Genomic DNA, 23,270 nt, shown 5'->3' on the forward strand with positions numbered 1-23,270 from the left:
TCACCCCTTCAGTCCGGAGCTGGCCATGCCCTCCACCAGGAACCGCTGGAAGGCGAGGAAGAACAGCACGATCGGCAGCAGCGCGATCACCGACATCGCGAACATCGGCCCGAACGCCGACTGGCTGGAGGCGTCCACGAACGACCGCAGGGCGAGCGTGAGCGTGAACTTGTCGGGGTCGAAGAGGTAGATCAGCTGGGTGAAGAAGTCGTTCCAGGTCCAGATGAACGTGAAGATCGCCGTCGTGATCAGCGCCGGGCGCGTGAGCGGCAGGATCACCTGGAAGAAGCTCCGGAACGGCCCGCAGCCGTCGATCCGCGCCGCCTCCTCCAGCTCCCTCGGCAGACCGCGCATGAACTGCACGATCAGGAAGACGAAGAACGCCTCCGTGGCGAGGAACTTCGGCAGGATCAGCGGCCAGTACGTGTTCACCAGGCCGAGCTTGTTGAAGATGATGTACTGCGGGATCAGCACCGCGTGATGCGGCAGCATGATCGTCGCGATCATGAACGCGAACATCGGCCCGCGGAACCGGAACCGCAGCCGTGCGAAGGCGTACGCGGCGAGCGAGCAGCTGACGACGTTGCCGACGACCGCCCCGCCCGCGATGAGCAGCGAGTTGCCGAGCAGCCGCCAGACGGACACGCCGTTCACGCCGTCGAGGGCCGTCTTGTAGTTGGACCACTCCAGGTGGCTGGGCAGCAGGTTGAGGCTCGCGATGACCTCGTCGGCCGGTTTGAGCGAGGTGGCGAACAGCCAGGCCAGCGGATAGAGCATCACCAGCAGCGCGACCAGACAGCCGATGTGCACGGCGATCCGGCTTCGGCGAACGGGCTTGCCCACCACGGTGGTTGGGGCGGTGGCTGTCATCGGTCCCCCTCGGAGGCGTAGAAGACCCAGGAGCGCGAGGTGCGGAACAGCACCGCGGTGACGGCGCCGATGACGAGCAGCAGCACCCAGGCCATGGCGGAGGCGTAGCCCATGTGGGAGGCGACGAAGCCGCGGTCGTAGAGGTAGAGGGTGTAGACGAGGGTCGAGTCGGCGGGGCCGCCCTTGCCGCCGCTGACCGCGAAGGCGGGCGTGAACACCTGGAAGGCCTGGATGGTCTGCAGGACCAGGTTGAAGAACAGCACCGGCGACAGCATCGGGACGGTGATGGACACGAACTGCCGCCATTTCCCCGCCCCGTCGACGGCGGCCGCCTCGTACAGCTCCATCGGAATCTGCTGCAGACCGGCGAGGAAGATGACCATCGGCGCGCCGAACTGCCAGACCGTCAGGAGTGCTACGGCCAGCAGCGACCAGCCCGGCTTGTTGATCCAGCCGCCGGTGCCGAAGAGGTTGTCCACCGTGCCGCCGTCGTTGAAGATCGCGCGCCAGACCAGGGCGATGGACATGGAGGCGCCGAGCAGCGAGGGCGCGTAGAAGGCGGAGCGGTAGAAGCCCTTGCCGCGTTTCATGGTCTTCAGTGCGAGCGCGACGCCGAGGGCCAGGGCGAGTTGGAGGGGCACGGCGATGACGACGTAGGTCAGGGTCGTCTCGACCGAACGCCAGTACCGCGGGTCCTCGGTGAACATCTGCGTGTAGTTGCGCAGGCCCACCCAGTGCGGCGCGTTGAACAGGTCGTAGTCGGTGAACGACAGGTACAGCGAGACGGCCATCGGCAGCAGCGTCAGAACGATGGCGCCGAGCACCCATGGTGAGAGGAACACCCAGGCGGCGCCCTCGCGTTCGCGCTTGGGGCGCCGTTTGGGGGCGGCCGCGGAGCGGGGCTGGCGGGCGGTGGACGCGGGGATGTCGGTGGTGGTCATGACCTCAGCTCCGCCTTCGCCTCGGTGACGTAGTTCTCGGCCGCCTCGCGCGGCGACATGCGTCCGTACGACACCTGGTCGTAGTCGCGCGCGAAGGTGGTCTGCAGGGCGTTGTCGCCGGAGGGCGGGGCCTGCGGCGGGTTCTTGAGGGTGCCTTCGAGCGAGTCCTGGTAGTCGGCCACCGTCTTGTCGAAGTCCTTCAGCTGCGCGGCCGTCGCCTTGCGGATGGTCTCGTTGACGGGGATGCCGCGGGTCGCACCGAGGATGTCCGCCGCCTGCCGGTCGTTGAGGAGGAAGTCGATCAGTTCCGCGGCCTGCTTCGGGTGGGAGGTGTGGGCGCCTGCGCCGAGGAACATCGACGGCTTGAAGTACTGGCCGGGCGTGCCGTCCTCACCCGACGGCATCGGCCCCAGCGCCACCCCGCCCTTGACGATCGCGAGGTAACCGCTGGACGGGGCGTCCCAGTTGAAGTCGCTGAGTGCCTTGCCGCGGCCGAGCGGGGTGTTCTCCACGGTGCCGTCGAGCTGGGTGGTCTGCTCGGCCGGGGAGACCGCGCCCTCCTTGCGGAGCCGGTCGGCGAAGGTCCACCAGCGGGTCAGGTCCGCCGCGGTGAAGCCGAGATGCCCGTCCTTGGTGTAGAGGGTCTTGCCCTGGCCGCGCAGCCAGACCTCGAAGGCGTCCTCACTCTGGCCCGGGTCGGTGGCGCCGGGCTTGCCGGTCTTCTTCGCGAGGGCGCGCATGGCGTCCGCCCACTCGCTCCAGGTCCAGCCCTGCCTCGGCAGGGCCACCCCGGACGCCTTCCAGGTCGCGACGTCGTAGACCGCGGTCTCGGTGCCGCGGCCCTGCGGGACGGCGTAGAGCGTGCCGCGCACCCGGCCGGTGGCCAGCAGTCCCGCGTCGATCTCGCTCGTGCGCAGGGCGCTCTTGACCTTGCCGAGGTCGAGGAGCACGTGCCCGGAGGCGTACTGGTCGATCTGGCGGTAGTCGAGCTGCATCACGTCGGGCGCGTCGCCGCCGGTGGCCTGGATGGCGAGCTTCTGCTTGTAGGCGTCGTAGCCGGAGAACGACGTCTGTACCCGCACGCCGGGGTGCCGTTTCTCGAACAGGGCGACGGCCTGCTCGGTACGTGCCGCGCGGTCGGGGTTTCCCCACCACGTGTAGCGCAGCACGACCTTGCCGCCGCCGGCGTTCTCCCCGGATCCCCCGCAGCCGGCCAGCGTCGCGCAGAGCGCGAGTGCGGCGGCCGACGCGCAGAACCCCTTTGTCCTGTGTCCGGGCATGCCGAGGTCACCTCTTTCTCTCCTCGGTCTTCGGTCTTCGGTCGGAAAACCCCCCGGACGCCTCCCCTGACGTCCCATCAACTACCGCGCTGTATGAGTCACTTACTTTCGTACGGCAGCGTCGTGCCCGGCAGCGCGTACTCGTCACGGCGGCCGCACATGCCGAAGCCGCCCAGCCGGGTGGGTTCGGTGCGGTGTGCGGTCGCGTCGGCGAGGTAGTCGTCGTCGCCCGCGGCTAGCGCGTCGAGCTGGGCGCCGGTGCGTTCGGCGGTGGCCAGCGCGCCGGCCCGCCACAACTCCCGCCAGCGCGGCACCTTTTCCCGCACCAGCCGGGCGGCTGAGCGCTGGAACTCCAGATACGGCTCGTTGTCCCCCGCGACCAGCGCCTCGCGCAGGGCGAGGTAGCCCTCGACGGCGAGATCCCTGCGGCGGCGCGCGGACGCCTCCGTGTCAACTCCCGTACCGGGCGGCAGCGTTGCCGCGGCCGCATACTTCTCTGGGTCGGCGAGCACCTCGGACGGGAAGGTGAAGACGGCGTCCCCGGCCTCGGGCAGACCGCTGTTCTGCATCAGCACGGTGATGCGCAGATCGCCGCCCTGCACCATGCGGTGCACGGTGCCCGGCGTGAACCAGGCGACCGAGCCGGCCTCCAGCGGGATGTCCCGGTAGCCGTCTGGGCTCAGGGTCTGCACCGCCCCGCGGCCGCCGGTGACGACGTACGCCTCCGTGCACACCAGATGCAGATGCGGGCTGCCCCCGCACACGCCGTCGGCGGCCTCCCAGTCGTAGGCGCTGAGGTGGGACAGGCCCACCGCGCCGGGCAGCGGGTGCGGCAGGGCCGGCTCGGGCTCGCTCACCACGACAGGCCCTCCAGGTAGGCGCCGACGCGGTCGCGGTCCCAGGCGCCGTCGGCGACCACGACCCGGTAGCGGTAGCTGAAGGACGCGCCGGGCGGCAGCTCGAACTCCTCGAAGAACGCCCAGGAGAAGGCGACCGTCGGGATCGGCTCGGAGCGCACGAACCAGTGCGAGGCGTGGATCGCGGCCGACTCGTCGAGGTTCTCGGGCGCGTGCGCGAAGACGAGCGTGGAGTGCGCGTCGACGTCGTCGTGCTCGGTGGTGAAGGCCAGCCAGGGGCCCTGGGTGCCCATCAGCTTCCCGGCGTCCGCGCCCGCTCCCCCGTCGACGTCGGGGCCGAAGGCGGTGCCGCCGGTGAAGTCGCGGGGGCCGCGCCACTGCAGTCCCGTGTAACCGGCCAGCTCGCGCCCGTGGGTGGTGGGCGAGCCGAAGGCCAGCGGCTGGTCACGCAGGTTGGTGAGCTCGATCGACCAGTCAAGGGCCCAGGCGCCGGCCTCCTCGTCGACCGAGTGGACGGCGATCCCGCGCACCTCGCGGGCCCATTCCGCGCCGCCGTTCTCCACCCAGGTCAGCGCTTCGGTGAAGGCGAGCCGGTCGTTCTCGACCGTGAACTCGGGGAAGCCGTCGTGCCGCATCGAGCCGACGCGCTCCGGCAGCCGCAGATAGCCCTCGCCGTGGACGTAGCAGTTGCCGCCCCAGAAGTTCTGCCCGGACAGGTGGCTCGCCGTCATCTGCAGGCCCTTGTGCCAGCGGTGGTCGTTCGGGCGGTAGCCGGTGACGGTGCGCCCGCCGAGGGTGCGCACGGGGTGGGCGTAGGGCTTGCGCGACTCGAAGGCGTCGGGGTCGGGGCGGTAGACGTAGCGGAGGATCTCGGTGCCGTCCGGCGCCGCCACGGCGATGTGGGCGCCGTACGCGTGACTGACGCGGATGCTCATGCGCGCTCCTTGGGGGCCCAGTCGGGGTGGTCGCCGTGCATGGCCGGGTAGAACGGGTCCCCCGGGGCGATCTCGCCCGCGAGCACGGGCCGTCCGGTGAACGCGGACTTGTAGAGCGCGGCCGCGAACTCCAGCGTGGCGTGCGCGTCCGGGCCGCTGCCCGGCGGCCGTACGCCGCTGTCGTACGCGTCCAGGAGGGCGCCGAGCTGGGCGGCGTGCGAGCTGGGGACGTCCGCGGCGGGCGTGCGCCAGGCAGTGGCGTGCTCGGCGGCGACGTGCGGGGCGGGGGTGTAGACCCAGTCGTCGTTGGTGTGGCCGTACAGGTGGGTGAGCTCGATCGTCGCGTCGGCGCAGTCGATGCGGATACGGCTCACCTCGTCCGGGGAGAGCACGCTGTTGACGACGGTCGCGAGGGCACCGTTCTCGAACCGGACCAGGGCGGTCGAGACGTCCTCGCTCTCGGTGTCGTGGACCAGCCGCGCCGCCATGGCCCGCACCTCGGCCCACGGGCCGAGCAGGTGCAGCATCAGGTCGTACTGGTGGATGCCGTGGCCCATGGTCGGGCCGCCGCCCTCGGTGGCCCAGCGTCCGCGCCACGGCACGGCGTAGTAGGCGGCGTCGCGGTGCCAGGTGGTCTGGCAGTGCGCGACCAGCGGGGCGCCTACCTGGCCGCCGGTGATCAACTCGCGCGCGTGCACGGCGCCGGAGCCGTAGCGGTGCTGGAAGACGACCGAGGCGTAGGCCCCCGACGCCCCCTCGGCCGCCGCGATCTCGTCGTACTCGGCGAGCGAGAGACACAGCGGCTTCTCGCACAGCACCCAGGCACCCGCCTTGAGCGCGGCGATCGTCTGCTCCCGGTGCAGGGACGGCGGGGTGCCGATGAGGACGAGGTCGGGCCGTACGGCGTCCAGCATCGCCTCCATCGAGGTGTACCCGGCGACCTCGCCGCCCGCCAGCTCGCGGAAGGCCGCCAGCCGGCCCTCGTCCACATCGACGGCGGCGACCAGTTCCACGCGGTCGGCGTGGGCTCTCAGCGCGGGCAGATGGCTGTCGCTGACGATGGCACCGGTGCCGACGACGGCGACTGAGCGACGGTGGGGGCGGTGGGGCATACGGCGCTCCTCGGACATACGACGAACAGTCAAGCAGAAAGCGCTTGCACTCGGAGCGACCCTAGGTGCGGGTGCATGTCAGGACAACCCCCCTGCAGGAAGTTCCCGCACTTGGAGGGGCAGGTCGCGGGGGTGGGCGGGGTGGCGTGGGGGTGGATGCGGGCGGTTTTTTTGGGGGGCTGGGGGGTGACTCTTGGGGGTGTGGGTCGGTGACGGTCGAGGGGATCGGTGACGGTTGGGGGCGGGGATCGGTAGCCCACGCGGGCGGGGCGGCGACTCTCTGGGGTGTGGGTCGGTGACGGTCGGGGGCGGGGATCGGTAGCCCACGCGGGCGGGGCGGCGACTCTCTGGGGTGTGGGTCGGTGACGGTCGGGGGCGGGGGTCGGTGACGGTCGGGGGCGGGGATCGGTGACGGCCGGGCGGGACCGGTTACGGCTCCCTGAGTGCCCGGTCCGCGCCCGGCCCCGGGCCCCGGACCCAACCGGGCCCAGGGCCCGCCCCCCGATGCCCGACCCCGCCCAGCCCGGCCCGGCATTGGCATGGACCTGTCCATGATCCCCAGCTATGCTCGGCCACGCACGCCTGAGAGCGCTCTCACGTTCTGCTGTTCCACCCCCACCTTTGCTGGAACAACGAAGGGGCCACTGCCTTGAGACGCACAACAGCGATGCGCACAGCCCTGCCCGCACTCCTCCTGCTGGGCACCTGGGCGACCGTGAACACTCAGCCGGCGTCCGCCGCCGGCGCCCCCGCGCCTACCGCCGAAGCGCCCGCCTCCGCCTCGCTCCTGTCCGCGATGCAGCACGACTTCGGCCTGACGAAGAGCCAGGCCGAGGCGCGGCTGGCCGCGGAGAAGACGGCGACGGCCGTCGAGCGGAAGGCGAAGCACGCCGCCGGCTCCTCCTACGGCGGCTCCTGGTTCGACGCCGGGAGCGGCACGCTGACCGTGGCCGTCACCCGCGGCGCGGACACCGGCGCCGTACGCGCCACCGGCGCGTCCATACGCCTCGTCCAGCACAGCGCGCGGCAGCTCGACGCGGCGAAGGCCCGCATCGACGCCCTGTCCGCGCCCGCCGGCGTCAGCAACTGGTACGTCGACACCAAGGCGAACAAGGTCGTCGTGGACGTCGTCACCGCGCACCGGAATGACAACGATGTCCGCGCCTTCCTGGCGCAGGCACGCAGGACCGGCCCGGTCACCGTGCAGCACACGGCCAAGGCACCGCAGACACTCGCGGCCGGCACCGTCGGCGGCGACCCGTACTACACCGGCAACGTCCGCTGCTCCATAGGCTTCTCGGTGTACGGCGGCTTCGTCTCCGCCGGGCACTGCGACCAGCACACCGGCGCGGTGTACGGCTGGGACCACTCGTACGTCGGCAACTTCCAGGGCTCGTCGTTCCCGGACAACGACTACTCCTGGGTCAACGTCGGCAGCGGCTGGTGGACCGTCCCGGTCGTCCTCGGCTGGGGCACGGTGTCCGACCAGCTCGTCCGCGGCTCCGCCGAGGCGCCCGTCGGCGCGTCCATCTGCCGCTCCGGCTCCACCTCGCACTGGCACTGCGGCACCGTCCTGGCCAAGAACGAGACGGTCAACTACAGCCAGGGCGCAGTCCATCAGATGACGAAGACGAACGTCTGCGCCGAACCCGGTGACTCCGGCGGCTCCTTCATCAGCGGCGACCAGGCCCAGGGCGTCACCTCCGGCGGCTGGGGCGACTGCAGCTCCGGCGGCGAGACCTGGTACCAGCCCATCAACGAGATCCTCAACCGCTACGGGCTGACGCTGCACACCGCGTGATCCTTTGCCACCGCGGCTGAACGGGCTTCGCCGGGCATGGGCCGGGGAAGCCCGTTCGTCACGAGGGGGCTGTCGCCGCGTCTATCGGAAAGCGGAGGTGTGGTCGTGCGCCCAGTCGGCGAACGTGCGCGGCCGGCGGCCGAGGAGTTGTTCGGCGTCGGGACTGACACGCTGCTCGGCCGGGGTCGGTGTACCGAGGATGTCGAGGGTGGTGTCGACCACGGGCCCGGGCATGAACTGCAACATCTGGGCGCGCGCTTCGGCTCGGGTCAGCTCGTCGAGGCGGACCGGTTCGCCGAGGGCGTCGCCGATGGCCTGGGCCGCTTGGCGGGGCGTGACGAGGGCGGGGCCGGTGAGTTCGTGGATCCGTCCGGCGTGGCCGTCCCCGCGCAGCGTCGCGGCGGCGACCTCGGCGATGTCGGCCGGGTCGATCATGGGCAGGCCGACGTCGGCGAAGGGTGCGGCGACGACGCGTCGGGAGCGGATGGTTTCGGCCCAGGCGTAGGCGTTGGAGTCGAATCCGCTGGGGCGCAGGATCGTCCAGTCCGGGGCCGACTGCTTCACGGCGTCCTCGATGGCACGTGCCGTGCCCCCGTGGGAGGCGGACTCGGGCCGGGTCGCGGCTCCTTGGGAGGACAGCAGCACGACGCGCGTGATGCCGGCGGCCTTGGCCACGTCGAGGATGGCGTACGGGTCCAGCAAGTGGGCGCTGGAACCGCCGTTTTGGAGGAACAACGCGTCAGCGCCTTCGAAGGCGGGCCGAAGGGTGTCCGGGTCGGTGAGGTCCGCCGGGTGGTGGCGCACTCCTTGCGGTACGTCGGCGGCCGAGATGCTGCGGGAGGTAGCGGTCACCTGCCGACCGGCTGCCGCGAGGCTCTGCACGAGCGATCGGCCCACATTGCCCGTCGCCCCCGTCACTACGATCATGGCCAACTCCCTTGCTCCGACGCATGGTTGGCGTCTTTTTGATAAAGCCCGAGCGGGCGGAGGCGCCGCTCGGACCCGTCGTCCGGGCGCCTTGAGGACGCTAACACCGCCGGTATAGTAGGTACCTACAGGAAAGTGGCTATCCCGGAGGGATGCACATGCCCGACGAGAGGACCCGGACGGCAACCGCCGTGACCGATCCGGAAGTTGCCTGCCCCATCAGCCCGGTCGTGGACATCGTGTTCAGCCGCTGGACCACGCCGATCCTGTGGAGCCTCCACACTTACGGCCGGCAGCGCTTCGTCGAGCTGGAGCGGCGCATCGCGAAGATCACGCCGAAGGTACTGACCCAGCGGCTACGCCAGTTGGAACGCGACGGTCTCGTCGTGCGCACGTATCACCCGGAGGTGCCGCCCCGTGTCGAGTACGAGATCAGCGAACTCGGCCGCAGCCTCGCCCCGTTGTTCGCGCATCTCTCCGAATGGGCCGCCACCAATCTCGACCGGGTCGAACAGGCCCGGCTGCACTACGACGCCGACTCGGCGTGATCGCGTGTCCGGTGACGATGCCATCGAGTGGGTCGACTACCTTGCTCGGGAAGGTGGTTCGGCAGAGCGCACATTTCGCCTCCCCCTCGGCCGGGATGCGCACACCGTTCCGGGTGCGGTGTGGCTGCCTCCTCCGGCCGACTCGCCGCCCCCTCCCCTGGTCCTGCTGGGGCACGGTGGCAGCGGGCACAAGAGAAGTGAGCGGAACTGCGGCCTGGGTCGGTGGTTCGCTGCACAGGCCGGTTGTGCCGTACTCGCGATCGACGGGCCGTATCACGGCGACCGGGTCCCAAGTCCGCTGCCCGCACCGGAATATCAGGCCCGGATCGCCGCCGAGGGGATCGAGAACGTGCTCGATCGGATGACGCACGACTGGCGGGCGTCCGTAGCCGCGCTCCATGCCACTGGGCTCGCGGACGCTGATCGCCTCGCCTACCTGGGGATGTCCATGGGAACTCGGTTCGGCATTCCCCTTGCGGCCGCCCTGGGCGATCGACTGCGCTGCGTCGTCCTCGGAAAGTTCGGACTCCGGCAAGCTCCGGACATGCACCGGGGGTTGGACGCCGCGGAGCGCATGACGGCGGACGCCTCGCGCATCACCGCCCCGGCCCTGTTCCACGTCCAGTGGTACGACGAGGTGTTCCCCAGGGACGGCCAACTCGCCCTCTTCGACGCACTGGGGTCGCCGGACAAGGAACTGATCGGCTACAGCGGCCGGCACGCCGGGACCAAAGCCGGTGCCGTAACCCTCTGGCGCGGCTTCGTCTGCCGTCATCTCCTCAAGTCCGTTGCTGACGGCGGCGGCGAGTCCCAGGGTGCCGGAGCGCCCGGGTAGATCATCTGGCATTGCCGGTCGTCCGAGACGTGAGGCCGGTCCGCCTTCTCGGTGCGGCGACAGCCCTGGACGCGGCCGCTTCGAGGAGGCGGCGGAAGGTGGGGCACTCGGCGTGGCTCGGTGCGGGGCAGGCCGCGGCGTGGCGCAGGGAGTCACGTAGGACGCCGAGTTCGCGGATCGTGTCGTCCAGCTCCTCCGCCCTGGCCGCGAGCATCTCCCGGTCGAGCGCCGGTCGTCCGTCCGGCGCGAACATGCGCGCGATCTCGTCGAGCGAGAAGCCGGCGGTGCGCCCCAGCGCGATCAGCGCCAGCCGGTCCAGCACGGCGGGGTCGTACTGCCTTCGCAGGCCACGCCTGCCGCTCGCGGCGATCAGCCCCTTCTCCTCGTAGAAGCGCAGTGTCGAGGCGGGAACCCCGGCGCGCTGTGCCACCTCGGCTATGTCCAGCTCTGTCATTCTCTTTACCTCAAGTCGACTTGAAGTGGCACGGTGTCATCCCGGCCGGACGGACGCAACGAGAAGGAGACGATCATGGATGCCACGTCTGGGACCTACGGCGATCGCTGGAACGGGCCCGGCGGTCACGCCTGGGTCGATCTGCAGCCCGTGCTGGACGGTATGTTCCGGCACCTCGAACCTCTGCTCACCGATGCCGTGCCCGCCGATCAGCCTCGTCGCGTGCTCGACGTCGGATGCGGCACCGGCGCTGTCACCCTGGCCGTGGCCAGACGGCTCGGCCCGGCGGGACACAGTGTCGGCGTCGACATCTCCGAACCGCTGGTCATGGCAGCCCAGGAGCGCGCCGAACGAGAGGGCACACCCGCGTCGTTCATCCATGCCGACGCACAGGACCATCCGTTCGAGCCCGCTGTCTTCGACGCCGTCGTCTCACGCTTCGGTGTCATGTTCTTCGGCGACTCCGTCAAGGCGTTCGCGAATCTCCGGCGGGCGGTGACGGACGACGGCCGGCTCCGGCTCGTCGTGTGGCGCGGCCCCGAGGAGAACCCGTTCATGACGACGGCCGAGCGCGCCGCCGCACCACTGGTCGACCTACCGGCCCGCAGCCCGGGCCGGCCCGGACAGTTCGCCTTCGCGGACGCGGACAGGGTCCGCCGCATCCTGGCCGAGAGCGGCTGGTCCGGGATCGACATCCGGCCGGCCGACGTGGAGTGTGTCCTGCCCGAGGCGGCACTGGAGAGCTACTTCACCCGGCTGGGCCCGCTGAGCCAGGTCATGGGCGAACTGGAGGACCGGACACGCGAGGAGGTCGTCGAGAAGGTCCGCGCCGCCTTCGACACCTTCGTACAGGGCTCGGACGTCCGCTTCACCGCGGCCGTGTGGGTCGTGGACGCCCGGGCGTCCTCCGCCTCCGTCGCCTCCTGAGCTGGGCGCCTCGAAACTTTTCGTTGATCCAAGCACCCTTCCCCCCGCCCGGCCGACTGGCGCATAGTGAGGACTCCGTTGTCCGGGGTGAGGAACATGATGACGCGCAAGAAGGCCCTGATCGTTCGCGGCGGATGGGAGGGGCACCGGCCGGTCGAGGCGACGGAGTTGTTCCTGCCCTTCCTCGAGAAAAACGATTTCACCGTCCGGATCGAGGAGTCGACCGAGGTCTACGCCGACGCCGCCGAGATGGCAGGCACGGACCTCGTGGTGCAGTGCATCTCGATGTCGGAGATCACCGCCGAGCAGTTGTCGGGGCTGACCTCGGCGGTCGAGGCCGGTACCGGTTTCACCGGCTGGCACGGCGGCATCGTCGACTCGTTCCGCGCCTCCTCCGACTATCTCCATCTGGTGGGCGGCCAGTTCGCGACCCACCCGGGCAAGGAGCCGTGCGAGCGCCGGGGCGAGGCGGAGGACAACTTCCTGCCGCACGTCGTCAGCGTCACCGAACTCGGCCGCGAGCACCCCGTCACCGCGGGCATCGAGGACTTCGAGCTGTGCACCGAGCAGTACTGGGTGCTGCACGACGACCTGATCGACGTCCTGGCCACCACCACGCACCCGGCCCGCTCGTGGCAGCCGTGGCACCGGCCCGTGACCGTTCCCGCGATCTGGACCCGCCGCTGGGGTGCCGGGCGGATCGTGGTGACGACTCCGGGGCACAGCCTGGACGTCCTGGAGAACCCGAACGTCCGCACCGTCATCGAGAGGGGCATGCTGTGGGCGACGCGCACCGCATCGGCGTCGTAGGGCTCGGCGTCATCTCGCGCGCGTACCTGGACACGCTCGCCGGCCACCCCTCCGTACGCGTCACCGCGGTCGCCGATCTCGACGCCGCGCGGTCGGCCTCCGTCGCCGCCGGGCTGCCCGGTGCGACGGCGCTCACCGTCGAGGAGCTGCTGAGCAGCCCGGAGGTGGACACGGTGCTGAACCTCACCGTTCCGGCCGCCCACGCCGAGATCGCCCTCGGCGCCGTCGCCCGCGGGAAGCACGTCTACGGGGAGAAGCCCCTGGCCGCCACGCTCGACGACGCGCGGGCCGTCCTGGAGGTGGCCGCGAAGGCGGGCGTCGGCGTGGGGTGCGCGCCGGACACCGTGCTGGGCACCGGCATCCAGACGGCGCGGGCGGCCGTGGAGGCGGGGGCCGTCGGGCGGCCGCTGTTCGCCACGGCCGTGATGGTGACGCCGGGCCACGAGCGCTGGCATCCCCAGCCCGACTTCTACTACGCCCCCGGCGGCGGCCCCCTGCTCGACATGGGGCCGTACTACCTGGCGTCCCTGGTCCACCTGCTGGGTCCGGTGCGATCCGTGACCGGGGCGTCCAGCCGGCTGCGGACCGAGCGCGTCATCGGTTCCGGCCCGCGAGCGGGCGAGCGGATACCGGTGGAGGTGGACAGTCATGTCTCCGGCGTGCTGGAACACGCGAGCGGGGCCCTGACGACGATCACCACGAGCTTCGACGGCGTCGTGACCACGGCCGCGCCGATCGAGGTCCACGGCGAGACGGGGACCCTCTCGGTGCCGGATCCCAACTGCTTCGACGGCGAGGTCCGGATCTTCGAGCTCGGCGGCGCGCAGTGGCGCACGCTGCCGCCGTCGGCGGGATACGCCGAGGGCGCACGCGGCGTCGGCCTGCTCGACTTCATCGCCGCCGACGAGGCGCGGGGGCCGCGGGCCGGCGGTGATCTCGCCCTGCACGTGCTGGAGACGATGACCGCCCTCCTGCGCTCGTCGGCCGAGGGCCGGCGGGTCGAGCTGACGACGACTGCGGCGTCCGCCCTGGTTCCGCTCACAACCGCCGAGCAGTGGCGGGACCGGCCCGCAGCACGCTGAGTACTGCGGCGAGGTGAACACCCGGGACGACTGGCGTCACGCCGCCTCGGCGGGCACGTCCCTGCCGCCCGCCCCGGCCCCGGCTGCCGTCGCCGGCCGGGAATCCGCCGGCTTGCGGATCAGGAGCAGTGCCGCGTCGTCGTGGAGGCGGCCGCCCACGTGGTCCAGCAGTTCGTCGTGGAGCGCGTCGAGGGTGCGGGCGGGGTCGTCGCAGACGTGGCGGGCCAGACCCTCGTCGAGGGGGTAGAACTCGCGGCCGCCGTCGCGGGCCTCGGTGACGCCGTCCGTGTAGAGCAGCAGCTGGTCCCCGTCCGCGAAGGGCAGCACCTGAAGGCCGGGAGCGTGATCGGCGAGGGCGCGCAGTCCGAGGGGCGGGGCCGGCTGGGTGGGCTCCACGGCCTCGACGTCGCCGGAGGCGCGCACCAGCAGCGGCGGCGCGTGCCCGCAGTTGACCATCTCCAGCTGCCCCGGCCCCGGGTGACCGGCGACCACGGCGGTGACGAAGTCGTCGCTGCCGAGGTTGCGCGCGAGGCTCCGCTCGATCCGGTCGACGACGGCGAGCAGATCGGGCTCGTCCCAGGCGGCCTCGCGGAAGACACCGAGCACCAGCGCGGCGGTGCCCACGGCCGGCAGCCCCTTGCCGCGCACGTCGCCGACGATCATCCGCACCCCGTACGGCGTGGGGATCAACGCGTACAGATCGCCACCGATCCGGGCCTCGGCCGCCGCCGCGCTGTAGCGGACGGCGACCTGGAACGGGCCGACGGTCTGCGGTACGGGCTTGAGCAGGGCGTGCTGGGCGGTCTCCGCGACCGAGCGCACGGCCGCCAGCACCCGTTCGCGGCCGGCCCGCAGCCTGCTGGCCAGGGCACTCGCCAGGGTGACGGCCACCAGGGCGGACAGTACGGCCGCCAGCTCCTGGTGCGGATTGCCGTCCCAGGCACCGAGGGTCGCGCCCAGCACCAGGGCGAGCAGTCCGACGCACAGGACTCCACGCGGCCCGTTGGTGGTGGCGGCCAGGGCGGGCCCGGCCGCGAGCAGCGGCAGCCAGCACGTACCGGCTCCGCCCGCCAGATCGACAAGGACGATCACGGTGACGATCAGGACCGGCAGGATGGGCGCCGTCGCCGTCAGCTGGGCGAGGGCCCGCCTGCGGGCCGGGACCTCCCGACCGGCGGCTCGGTACCCGCGCGACCATATGGGCCGGCGGCCGTCGTCACGCTGGCGGGCCTGGCTCATGAGTCTTTCGCTGTCCTCTTCTGTGTTGCGCGCACCAGATCTGGGGGCGCGACGACGAAATGCCTGGTTCATCCAGGAAAAGGCCTCGCCTCGGGCCCTCACAAGAAGAGGATTTTCAGATAGTGAGCGACATACCCCTCGTCACCCTGCCCGCGGTCGGGATCAGCCGCTCCCGGATGTCCGGCATGCGGTGCAGCCGCTCCACGGGCAGCGAGACACCGAGGGATCCGAGCGTCTCCCCGCTGTGGACGGGCACGGCGACGCAGACCGTACCCAGGGCGTACTCCTCCAGGTCCGTGACGGCCGGGGCCTCGGCCGGGGCGTCCAGTCGCCTCAACAGCTCGGGCAGGCTGGTGATCGTCCGAGGGGTGAGGTCGGCGAGGTGGTGCCGGGAGAGGTAGTCCATGCGGTCCTCCTCGTCGAGTTCCCGCAGGACGGACTTGCCGAGGGCGGTCGCGTGCCCCGCGTCCTCGAAACCCACCCAGAGGTCGACGCGGGGCGCCCGGGGACTGTCGACGATCTCGGCGACCCGGATCTCGCCGTCCTCGTAGAAGGTGAGATACGCCGCGGCCCCGAGTTCGTCCCGCAGCGCGGCCAGCGTGGGGCGGACCCGGCTGAGCAGTGCCTGGGCACGGCCCGTGGTCTGCAGCGTCTGCATCCGGTCCCCGAGGACGAACCCGCCGTCGCCGAGCTTGCGCAGGTAGCCGTCGTGGACCAGGGTCCGCAGCAGGTGGTAGGCCGTGGCCAGGGGCAGCCCCGTCTCACGTGCCAGCTGTTTCGCCGGCGCGCCGTTCTCGTGCGCGCTCACCGCCTCCAGCAGCCGGAAGGCCCGCTGGACGGACGTGATCAGCGTGGGGCCGTCGTCCGCACCCATGCCTCAAGCGTGCGGCAAGCGGCCGGAGTGGGCAACGTGAGCGGGGCGGCGCACCGGTCAGGACGTACGGACCACGGTGTGGCCGGGCGCGGCGCAGGCGCCCGCGGCGCACGCCGTGAGCCACTGGTCGAAGTCGGCGTCGTAGCGGGTGCCGATGCCGGTGGCGTAGACGGCGTGTCCGCCCGCGTAGTCGCCCACGCGGAAGCGGGCGAGCATGCGCTGGATGTCCTCGGGGTGCCGCTCGGCCATGTACCGGACCGCCAGATAGCCCCAGGGATAGGTGCGGGTCACGTCGCTGTTGGCATAGGTGTTCTGGAACAGCGTGCTCAGCCGGTAGGTGTGCCTGCCCGCCTCCGTGACCGCCTGCTCGTCGGTGAGGCCGCGGTAGCCGTAGGAGACGTATTCGGCCAGGCCCTCGATCCACCACACGTCCGGCACCGACGTCTGCCGGGCGAAGTCGCCCTTCATGTCGTAGCGGGCGTCGAGGACGTGCGTGTACTCGTGGTTGAGGTTCCAGACGCGGGCCGGGAAGCCGTCGTCGGTTTCCTTCTGGTACATGATCGACAGCGGCTGGTCGGCGGGGTCGGACGGGTCTCCTGTCAGCGTGATGCCGCCGTTGTCCGTGCTGACGCCGTAAATCGCCCCGGCGTAGGTCTGGTAGTCCGCACGGCTGCCGAAGACGACGAGTTCGACGGTCGACAGGTACTGGTCCGGTATGGGGCCGTCGTCCTTGACGACGTCGTCGAAGTACGGGTCCTGGGCGCGCAGGCCGGCGCACACGGCGTCGAGGTCGGCGGGCGTGAGCGCCTGCGCCCTGACGGTGCGGCTCGCGTCGCAGGTGTGGGTGATCGGAAGGGCGGCGTCGGTCAGCCGGGTGGGCAGGTCGCAGATGCCGTAGTACGCGCAGTCGGCGCGGTCGTAGGCGTCGGCCTGGGTGGCCACGGCGACCCACAGACCGGCGGTGGGGCCGGTGATCTCCGAGGCGTCGAGCAGGTCCTTGGCTAGGGGCCGGACGGTGTCGCGCAGCGCGGCGTGCTCGACGTAACGTGCCACGTTCATACCGGCGTTGGAGTCCAGATAACCGCGGTCGGTGCCCAGCAGGTCCAGATGCCCGAGCGCGAAGGCGCGCAGCGTCCGCACGACGCTCGGGTCGGCCGCGACCGCGTCGACGTAGACGGGGTTCCAATTGCCGCGCCAGAGCGGGGTGTAGACGTCGTTGACGGCCGCGACCATGCTGCCGACGGTGTCGTAGGAACTGTCGTAGGCGTCGAGCAGCCGCTGATAGACGCTCAGGTAGCGGGCCTGCTGGTCGGCGCTGTCGGTGAGGACGACCGCCTCACCCAGGACGTCTCCGTTTGCCGCGGTGACGTCGCGGGCGTGCTGGTTGGCGAAGAAGGCATCCAGGCCGTACGTGGTGGCCCGGGCGAGGCGCGCGCCGTACGGGCCGACGTCGTCGGGGTGGTTGAACTGCACGTAGTAGCCGGCCCGCAGGAACAGCACGAGCTGCCACACGCCGCCTGAGTCGTCGCCCTGGTAGCGCCGCGCCTCGTGTGTGAAGGCGGTCGCCACGGTGACCATCTGTGCCTCGTGGAAGACGCCACCGGCGTCGGAACCGGTCACGGCGAACAGGCTGTTGACGCAGTCCGTGGTCGAGGCCTCGACGAAGGTGACGAGGGCGGAGCCGGTCCGGCGCGCGAAGTCGGCCGGGGTGCAGGAGCCCGATTTCGGAGGTGCTTTGCGCACATTCTCCTTGCTGTGCCGGGCAGTTGGTGTGCTCGGCCGCAGGGGCGGCAGCTGCGCCGCGGTGAGCGGGCGGTCCTGTACGGCGGGGTGGTCGGTGGGGGCGGCCGTGTCCGCGGTCGAGCCGGTCGGCGGGGGCGTCGCCGTCAGTGGACGGGTCACGGTCGTGGGAGTGCCGCCGTGTCGTGGTGGGGGTGCCGCGAGCGCCGGAGCCGACAGCAGGCCGGTGAGGGTGGCGCAGACGGCGAGGGTGACGGACGTGCGTCGGGGCAGCGTGAAGCGGTGGCGCATCTCTGGCTCCTTCACGGGGGGATGCGCCTCACTGCGGGGGCTGAGGCGCGTGAGGAACCTTCTCAGCGACGGCGCGCGCCAACAATGGAATGTGACATAGCACTGTGCGGCGGCAAGCCATAACACCCACGACCCCCACGCCCACCACGACCCGGAGCCCGCCTACGCCCCACCCCCACGCCACGTCCGCGTCACCCAGTCCCTCAAGTGCGGTGACCGTCCGGCGAGTTCGCGGTACGCGGCGGTCGCGCACTGGAACAGCGTCTCCGCCACCTCTCCGGCCACCGCGTCAGGCCGCCAGGCCAGCACGTACCGGCACCACAGCGGCGTACCGGCCAGTGGCCTGATCACCACCTCCGGGATCGGCCGCAGCGTCGCCTGCACGACGGACACCCCGAGTCCGTCGGCGATCATCCCTTGCAACTGCATCTGGTCACCGAGGAATTCGTGTACGGCGACGGGCGCGAACCCGGCCGCCGCGCAGGCCGTGTGGAAGACGCCCGGCCAGCCCGCTCCGTCGTCCGGCGTCAGAAACCATGCCTCTCCGGCCAGTTCGGCCAGCGGGATCTGCGCGCGGTGGGCCAGGCGGTGGCGGGCGGGCAGCGCCACGAAGGTGGGTTCGGTGACGATGCCGCGGTGCGTCACCGCGTCCGAGTGCGTCAGTTCCCTCCCCGGGTAGTCGGCGGCGACGGCCGCGTCCACCGCGCCGTCCTCCAGGAGTTCGACGATCCGCGAGGAGGCGTAGACGCTGCTCACGGCGAGCGCGACGTCCGGCAGTCGGGCCCGGACCCGCGAGACCATGCCGGACAGCACCGGGGAGTTGGTGGCCGCCACCCGCACGGTTCTGCGCACCCGCGCCCCTGCGGCGGCCGGACGGCAGCCGATGGCGGCGGCACGGGTCAGCACGTCGCGCGCCTGGGCCACGACCTCGACGCAGTACGGCGTCGGCCGCACGCCCGTCGCACCGCGCTCGAAGAGCGGCTCGCCGAAGTAGCGCTCGATCCGGCGGAGTTGGGCGCTCACGGCGGGTTGTGAGTACCCGAGGTCCGCCGCGGCCCGGCCCACGCCTCCCGCGTCGGCGATCGCGCACAGCACCCGCAGATGCCGGAGCTCCAGCTCCATCCGTCCGCTCCCCCGCCGCCGTCGCGCACCTGGCCGAGCCCGTGTCGTTCCGCGGCCTGGTCACGGCCGGCGGAAGGGAAGCGTTCCAGCAGGCCGGGGCGCGCACAAGACACCGGTCGGCCACCGCTGCGCCACGTCGGCCTATGAGGTGAAGCCGGTCCAAGGGGTAAAGCCGGCGTCAACCTTGGCCGGAAATGCCTTCTCAGATACCGGAGTTGTGCTCGGTAGCCTGTTTCCCACCGTACGGGGCCCGCGAGTCCGTCGAAGTGAGGTCGTGCCATGCGAGCGATCGTCGTGGGGGCGGGCATCGGAGGACTCGCCGCGGCACTGAGTCTGCGCCGCGCCGGCCACGAGGTCACCCTGGTCGAGCAGACACCGCGGTTCACGGAGCTGGGCGCCGGGATCCAGCTCGCGCCCAACGCCACCCGCGAGCTGAGCCGGCTGGGCCTGCTCGACGCGGTCGCCGCGCAGTCCGCCCACCCCGCCGTGGCGAGCTTCCGCACCTGGTCCGACGGGACCGAGATCTGCGGCTACGCGCTGGGCCGCGAGGTCGAGGAGGAGTTCGGGGCGCCCTATCTGCAGGTCCACCGGGCCGATCTGCGCGACGTGTTGGCGGCAGCGGTGCCGCCCGGGTGGGTGCGGCTGAACACCCTCGTCGTGGGGATCGACCAGGACGAGAAGTCCGCCTGCGTGCGGACGGCCGGCGGCGAGCGTCTGGTGGCGGACCTGGTCGTCGCCGCGGACGGCATCCGGTCCGCCGCCCGCCAGTGGCTCTTCGGCGCCGACGAGGCGGTGTTCTCCGGGACCGCCGCCTACCGGGCACTGCTCCCGGCCGGCGAGGTGGCCGATCTGGGCCTGCCGGACACCGGCATCTGGCTCGGCCCCGGCCGGCACTTCGTCCACTACTGGCTGCGCCGCGGCGAACTCCTCAACGTCGTCGCCGTGTTCGGCACCGAAGCCGCGCAGGAGTCGTGGACCGCCCAGGCCGAACCCGGAGAGCAGCTGCGCGAGTTCGACGGCTGGGACGCCCGGGTCCTCAGCGTCCTGGAACGCGCGGGCCAGGTCTTCCGCTACGGCATCTACACCCGCGCCCCGCTCACCCGGTGGCGCGTGGGACGGGTGACCCTGCTGGGCGACAGCGCCCACGCGATGGTGCCCTTCCAGGCCCAGGGCGCGGCCCAGGCCATCCTGGACGCCGCCGTACTCGGCGACTGCCTGGCGGACGCGACGCCCGACGACGTGCCCGCCGCCCTCGACCGGTACGAGCGCCGGCGCCTGCCGCACGCCACCGGCATGCAGGCCAGATCCGCCCAGGCGGGCGCGGAGTTCCACCTGCCGGACGGGCCCGCGGCCCAGGAGCGCAACGCCCGCATGGCGGCGTACGCGGCCGAGCACCGTTTCATGCCGGTGGCCACGGCGTGGGGCACCGACGTCCTGGACGAGCCGGCGGGATCGTGAACTCCCGTACAGAACCGGTCGCTTCGGCTAGGGGACGCCGAGTTCGAACAGCACATATCCCGCGTACGAGCCCGACGCCACCGCGGTGACGGCGAGCAGTCCGCACAGCACGGGAAGCCCGACGGTGCGCAGGCGGACGGCGAGCGGGATGAACAGGGGGAAGGCGGGGAGCAGATAGCGCGAGACGTTGCCGAAGATCTGCTGGCTGCCGAGGACCAGGATGAAGGTGAGGACCGTGTAGACGGTCAACACGGACGGCGGGCGCAACCGGATCAGGAGCGGGATCAGCAGCAGGCCCAGCAGGACGGTCAGGACGCCGACGAGGTCCTCGACCAGGCACGGGAAGAGGTAGTCGGTGCGGCCCACGGCGAGGTTGGTGAAGACGTCGAGCGTCTGCCTGCCGTAGTCGAAGGTGTGGGCCCAGGCGCCCTTCTGGAGTCTGAAGTAGCCGGTGAGGTCGCCCATCCGGTCGCCGGCCCAGAGGAGGTAGCCCGCGAGGCCCAGCGGCGCGACGAGGATCGCGGTCATCGGGCGCGCGACGTCGTCCTGCCGGCGGTGCAGTGTCCGCAGCGCGGCGACGGTGAGGGCGGCGACGAGCGCGAGCGCGGTGGGGCGGCTCAGTCCTGCGGCGAAGGTGAGCACGCCCGCGGTCAGCCAGCGGTCGGTCAGGACGGCGTGGCAGGCCCAGACGGCGAGGGCGACGTACAGGGACTCCGAATACCCGGACCACTCGGTGCCGGAGCCGGGCCAGACGGCCCACAGTCCGGCCGCGGCGAGCCCGGCGCGCCGGCCGCCGAAGCGGGCCGTGACGGCGTGGACGCCGAGTGCGGCGGCGAACGACGCGAGGATCGACACCAGCAGTCCCGCGCCGTAGAGGCCGAGGCCCGTGCAGTCGGAGACCAGCCGCATCGCCGCCGGGTAGAGCGGGAAGAACGCCGCCGAGTTGCCTTCCAGGGTGATCAGGCCGGAGGCTCCGGGGATCCGGACGAGCGCGGGGTCGTAGCCGTGGGCGGCGATCTGCTGGTACCACCAGCCGTCCCAGCTGGCCAGGACGTCCCAGGCGTGCGCGCCGCCGCCGAAGCGCGGGTCCTTCCTGCGGAACTCCCCGGTGGAGTCGAGCAGTTGCAGGAAGACGGTGAAGCCGATGAGCTTCGGTACGCCGTACATGGCCAGGACGGGGCCGTAGTGCCGGACGTGACGCCGGACCGCCGTGCGGAGGTGGGGGAGGCGGTCCCTGCCGGTGCGCAGGAGTGAGAAGGCGTCGGGGCGGGCGACCGGGTTCAGGGTGTCGTTCATGCGGCCTGGGATCCCGTCTGTCGGCGGCGGGCCGGGAACACCCAGGCGCGCAGCAGCAGAAAGCGCAGGAGGGTCGCGGCCAGGTTGGCGGCGACGAGCAGCCCTGTCTCGGTGGAGCGTGCCGCCCCGGGCGTCAGGTGCTGCAGGGCGGCGAGCGATCCGCTGGTGAGGGCCAGGCCGACCGCGAAGACCAGCAGGCCCTTGGCGTGGTGACGCAGCGCCCCGCCGCGGCCGCGCAGTCCGAAGGTGAGGCGCCGGTTGGCGGCCGTGTTGGCGAGGGCGCACAGCAGCAGCGCGCCCGCGTTGGCGGCCTGTGGTCCCGTCGCCGGGCGCAGCGCCACATACAGCAGTACGTATCCGAGCGTGCTGACGGCTCCCACGGCGCAGAAACGCAGCAACTGGCCGGCCAGACCGCCCGGCGGCGCGTCGTCGCCGCGGCGCAGTCCGGCCGTCGGGAGTGCGCCGCGAGCCAGGGCGCGGCCGATCCTGGCGATGCCGCGCAGGTCGGCCAGGGCGGTGGCCAGGATGTCGACGCGGCTGTCGGGGTCGTCGATCCAGTCGACCGGCACCTCGTGGATGCGCAGTCCGGCCCGCTCGGCAATCACCAGGAGCTCCGTGTCGAAGAACCACCCGGAGTCCTGCACCAGGGGCAGCAGCCGTTCGGCGACGTCGCGTCGCACCGCCTTGAACCCGCACTGTGCGTCGGAGAAGCCCACCGCCAGGGTGGAGCGCAACAGGGCGTTGTAGCAACGGGAGATGACCTCGCGCCGGGGTCCGCGCACCACCCGGGAGCCGCGGGCCAGCCGGGTGCCGATGGCGATGTCGGAGTGCCCGGAGATCAGCGGGGCGACCAGCGGCAGCAGTGCGGCCAGGTCGGTCGACAGGTCGACGTCGAGGTAGGCGAGCACGGGCGCCCGTGAGCCCGACCAGGCGGCGTGCAGCGCGCGGCCGCGACCCTTCTCGGTCAGCCGCAGCCACTGCACCTCGGGCAGTTCGGCGGCGAGCCGGGCCGCGATCTGCGGGGTCGCGTCGGTGCTGGCGTTGTCCGCGACGGTGATCCGGAAGGGGTACGGGAACGTCTCCCGCAGGTGCGCGTGCAGTCGTCGTACGCACCGCTCCAGGTCCGCCTGCTCGTTGAACACCGGCACGACCACGTCCAGGACGGGCTCGCGCTGGTGCGCCGGCAGCGGCGTTCGGAGCGGCAGGTGGTCCATCAGGTTTGTCACGTTCCATCCCGTTTCGGGTTCTGGCGCGGGGCATGCCGAAGGCACGCACGGCGGTTGTGCGATGCGGATGACGAAGTGGGGTCAGGAGGGGGTCGGAGAGGTGTGGTGTGGTGCGGCGCGTTACCCGGAGTCCGCCGAACCCGTCGCGGATGCCCGCACCGTCGACGGCGTGCCCGTGGGTGTCGCCGGTGCGGTGGGCGTCCCGGTGTCACCGGGGAGCGCCGTCCCGGTCCCGGTCGGGGGCGGGGCGGAGGTCGTCGTGTCCGAAGTGCCCGTCGACGTCGGCGTCGTGGCCGGAGCGGACGGCAGCCCTGCCGCCCCGGTGGGGCTCTCGGTCGCGGTGGCGCTCGGGGGCGCCGACGTGTCCGTCGGGGCCGGGCTCGGGGACACCGGGCTCGTCGCGGGCCGCGGGTGCGGTGCCTGCGGCCTGTTCTCGCCCGGGTCGTGGGGCAGCATGAAGAAGCCGAGGCCGAGTCCGGCGACGGCCAGGACCGAACCGGCCGCCTTCTGCGCCGTGCGGACCCGGCGGCGGGCCTGCACACCGGCCCGCAGTCGCAGCCGGTCCTCCGCCTCGAAGGGGGTGTACTCCTGGGAGTCGCGCATCATCCGCGCGAGCTCCCGCTCGAAGTGATCCATCGGCTCCCC

The 23,270-nt window shown here is 71.7% G+C and carries 22 protein-coding genes; 7 read left to right on the forward strand and 15 right to left on the reverse strand.

What is annotated here, in order from left to right; genetic code table 11:
* The 6 genes from ACGFYN_RS12495 to ACGFYN_RS12520 all read right to left on the reverse strand — a co-directional run bounded on the left by ACGFYN_RS12495 (window position 1) and on the right by ACGFYN_RS12520 (window position 5,995).
* Entirely contained in the window at window positions 1–870 is an 870-nt protein-coding gene (locus tag ACGFYN_RS12495) for a carbohydrate ABC transporter permease (protein ID WP_393865752.1), read from the reverse strand.
* Window positions 867–1,811, reverse strand: a complete 945-nt coding sequence (locus tag ACGFYN_RS12500; RefSeq protein ID WP_393865753.1) for a carbohydrate ABC transporter permease — start codon at window positions 1,809–1,811, stop codon at window positions 867–869. Before ACGFYN_RS12500 ends, ACGFYN_RS12495 begins: the two co-directional genes overlap by 4 nt.
* Window positions 1,808–3,091 (reverse strand): ABC transporter substrate-binding protein, encoded by a 1,284-nt coding sequence (locus tag ACGFYN_RS12505; RefSeq protein ID WP_393865754.1) that lies wholly within the window; start codon window positions 3,089–3,091, stop codon window positions 1,808–1,810. Before ACGFYN_RS12505 ends, ACGFYN_RS12500 begins: the two co-directional genes overlap by 4 nt.
* Window positions 3,092–3,189: 98 nt before the next feature.
* A complete protein-coding gene (locus ACGFYN_RS12510) occupies window positions 3,190–3,951 on the reverse strand; it encodes a cupin (protein ID WP_393865755.1) in 762 nt (253 codons plus the stop codon).
* Window positions 3,945–4,883: a PmoA family protein gene (locus ACGFYN_RS12515; RefSeq protein WP_393865756.1), complete on the reverse strand. Its 939-nt coding sequence runs from the start codon at window positions 4,881–4,883 to the stop codon at window positions 3,945–3,947. Before ACGFYN_RS12515 ends, ACGFYN_RS12510 begins: the two co-directional genes overlap by 7 nt.
* Window positions 4,880–5,995: a Gfo/Idh/MocA family protein gene (locus ACGFYN_RS12520; protein WP_393865757.1), complete on the reverse strand. Its 1,116-nt coding sequence runs from the start codon at window positions 5,993–5,995 to the stop codon at window positions 4,880–4,882. Before ACGFYN_RS12520 ends, ACGFYN_RS12515 begins: the two co-directional genes overlap by 4 nt.
* Before the next feature lie 667 nt (window positions 5,996–6,662).
* On the opposite strand from ACGFYN_RS12520, the gene ACGFYN_RS12525 reads away from it, so the two are divergent.
* Window positions 6,663–7,796 carry a S1 family peptidase gene (locus tag ACGFYN_RS12525; protein WP_393865823.1) on the forward strand — a complete coding sequence of 378 codons (1,134 nt, stop codon included), beginning with the start codon at window positions 6,663–6,665 and terminating at the stop codon, window positions 7,794–7,796.
* An 81-nt stretch (window positions 7,797–7,877) separates the two neighbouring features.
* Here the strand turns inward: ACGFYN_RS12525 and ACGFYN_RS12530 are convergent, their stop codons facing one another.
* A complete protein-coding gene (locus ACGFYN_RS12530; protein WP_393865758.1) occupies window positions 7,878–8,723 on the reverse strand; it encodes an SDR family oxidoreductase in 846 nt (281 codons plus the stop codon).
* Between the two features lie 152 nt (window positions 8,724–8,875).
* Here ACGFYN_RS12530 and ACGFYN_RS12535 point away from each other — a divergent pair, with 152 nt between their 5' ends.
* Both ACGFYN_RS12535 and ACGFYN_RS12540 read left to right on the forward strand, forming a co-directional pair.
* On the forward strand, window positions 8,876–9,271 hold the full coding sequence (locus ACGFYN_RS12535) for a winged helix-turn-helix transcriptional regulator (RefSeq protein WP_393865759.1): 396 nt from the start codon (window positions 8,876–8,878) through the stop codon (window positions 9,269–9,271).
* A 544-nt stretch (window positions 9,272–9,815) separates the two neighbouring features.
* Window positions 9,816–10,106 (forward strand): hypothetical protein, encoded by a 291-nt coding sequence (locus ACGFYN_RS12540; protein ID WP_393865760.1) that lies wholly within the window; start codon window positions 9,816–9,818, stop codon window positions 10,104–10,106.
* A gap of 1 nt (window position 10,107) precedes the next feature.
* Here the strand turns inward: ACGFYN_RS12540 and ACGFYN_RS12545 are convergent, their stop codons facing one another.
* Window positions 10,108–10,560, reverse strand: a complete 453-nt coding sequence (locus ACGFYN_RS12545) for a helix-turn-helix domain-containing protein (RefSeq protein WP_393865761.1) — start codon at window positions 10,558–10,560, stop codon at window positions 10,108–10,110.
* A gap of 75 nt (window positions 10,561–10,635) precedes the next feature.
* On the opposite strand from ACGFYN_RS12545, the gene ACGFYN_RS12550 reads away from it, so the two are divergent.
* From ACGFYN_RS12550 to ACGFYN_RS12560, 3 genes are all read left to right on the forward strand, one after another.
* Complete coding sequence (locus ACGFYN_RS12550) at window positions 10,636–11,487, forward strand: class I SAM-dependent methyltransferase (RefSeq protein WP_393865762.1); 852 nt, start codon at window positions 10,636–10,638, stop codon at window positions 11,485–11,487.
* A 99-nt stretch (window positions 11,488–11,586) separates the two neighbouring features.
* Window positions 11,587–12,297, forward strand: a complete 711-nt coding sequence (locus tag ACGFYN_RS12555; RefSeq protein ID WP_393865824.1) for a ThuA domain-containing protein — start codon at window positions 11,587–11,589, stop codon at window positions 12,295–12,297.
* On the forward strand, window positions 12,267–13,379 hold the full coding sequence (locus ACGFYN_RS12560) for a Gfo/Idh/MocA family protein (protein WP_393865763.1): 1,113 nt from the start codon (window positions 12,267–12,269) through the stop codon (window positions 13,377–13,379). Before ACGFYN_RS12555 ends, ACGFYN_RS12560 begins: the two co-directional genes overlap by 31 nt.
* 36 nt (window positions 13,380–13,415) lie before the next feature.
* Here ACGFYN_RS12560 and ACGFYN_RS12565 read toward each other — a convergent pair whose 3' ends face one another.
* From ACGFYN_RS12565 to ACGFYN_RS12580, 4 genes are all read right to left on the reverse strand, one after another.
* The gene (locus ACGFYN_RS12565) at window positions 13,416–14,618 is read right to left on the reverse strand and encodes a PP2C family protein-serine/threonine phosphatase (RefSeq protein WP_393865764.1); all 1,203 of its coding nucleotides are present in this window, start codon (window positions 14,616–14,618) and stop codon (window positions 13,416–13,418) included.
* Window positions 14,619–14,733: 115 nt separating this feature from the next.
* Window positions 14,734–15,492: an IclR family transcriptional regulator gene (locus ACGFYN_RS12570; RefSeq protein WP_393865765.1), complete on the reverse strand. Its 759-nt coding sequence runs from the start codon at window positions 15,490–15,492 to the stop codon at window positions 14,734–14,736.
* Between the two features lie 57 nt (window positions 15,493–15,549).
* Complete coding sequence (locus ACGFYN_RS12575) at window positions 15,550–17,523, reverse strand: collagenase (RefSeq protein WP_393865766.1); 1,974 nt, start codon at window positions 17,521–17,523, stop codon at window positions 15,550–15,552.
* A gap of 162 nt (window positions 17,524–17,685) precedes the next feature.
* Window positions 17,686–18,645 (reverse strand): LysR family transcriptional regulator, encoded by a 960-nt coding sequence (locus ACGFYN_RS12580; protein ID WP_393865767.1) that lies wholly within the window; start codon window positions 18,643–18,645, stop codon window positions 17,686–17,688.
* A gap of 279 nt (window positions 18,646–18,924) precedes the next feature.
* Between ACGFYN_RS12580 and ACGFYN_RS12585 the strand changes: the two genes are divergently transcribed.
* Window positions 18,925–20,103 (forward strand): FAD-dependent monooxygenase, encoded by a 1,179-nt coding sequence (locus tag ACGFYN_RS12585; protein ID WP_393865768.1) that lies wholly within the window; start codon window positions 18,925–18,927, stop codon window positions 20,101–20,103.
* Window positions 20,104–20,130: 27 nt separating this feature from the next.
* On the opposite strand, the gene ACGFYN_RS12590 is transcribed toward ACGFYN_RS12585, so the two are convergent.
* The 3 genes from ACGFYN_RS12590 to ACGFYN_RS12600 form a co-directional block, all read right to left on the reverse strand.
* Window positions 20,131–21,399 (reverse strand): hypothetical protein, encoded by a 1,269-nt coding sequence (locus tag ACGFYN_RS12590; RefSeq protein ID WP_393865769.1) that lies wholly within the window; start codon window positions 21,397–21,399, stop codon window positions 20,131–20,133.
* Window positions 21,396–22,613, reverse strand: a complete 1,218-nt coding sequence (locus tag ACGFYN_RS12595; RefSeq protein ID WP_393865825.1) for a glycosyltransferase — start codon at window positions 22,611–22,613, stop codon at window positions 21,396–21,398. Before ACGFYN_RS12595 ends, ACGFYN_RS12590 begins: the two co-directional genes overlap by 4 nt.
* Window positions 22,614–22,745: 132 nt before the next feature.
* A complete protein-coding gene (locus tag ACGFYN_RS12600) occupies window positions 22,746–23,261 on the reverse strand; it encodes a hypothetical protein (protein WP_393865770.1) in 516 nt (171 codons plus the stop codon).
* Between the last annotated feature and the right edge of the window lie 9 nt (window positions 23,262–23,270).

Source organism: Streptomyces sp. NPDC048419 (assembly GCF_043200415.1).
Taxonomy (GTDB): domain Bacteria; phylum Actinomycetota; class Actinomycetes; order Streptomycetales; family Streptomycetaceae; genus Streptomyces.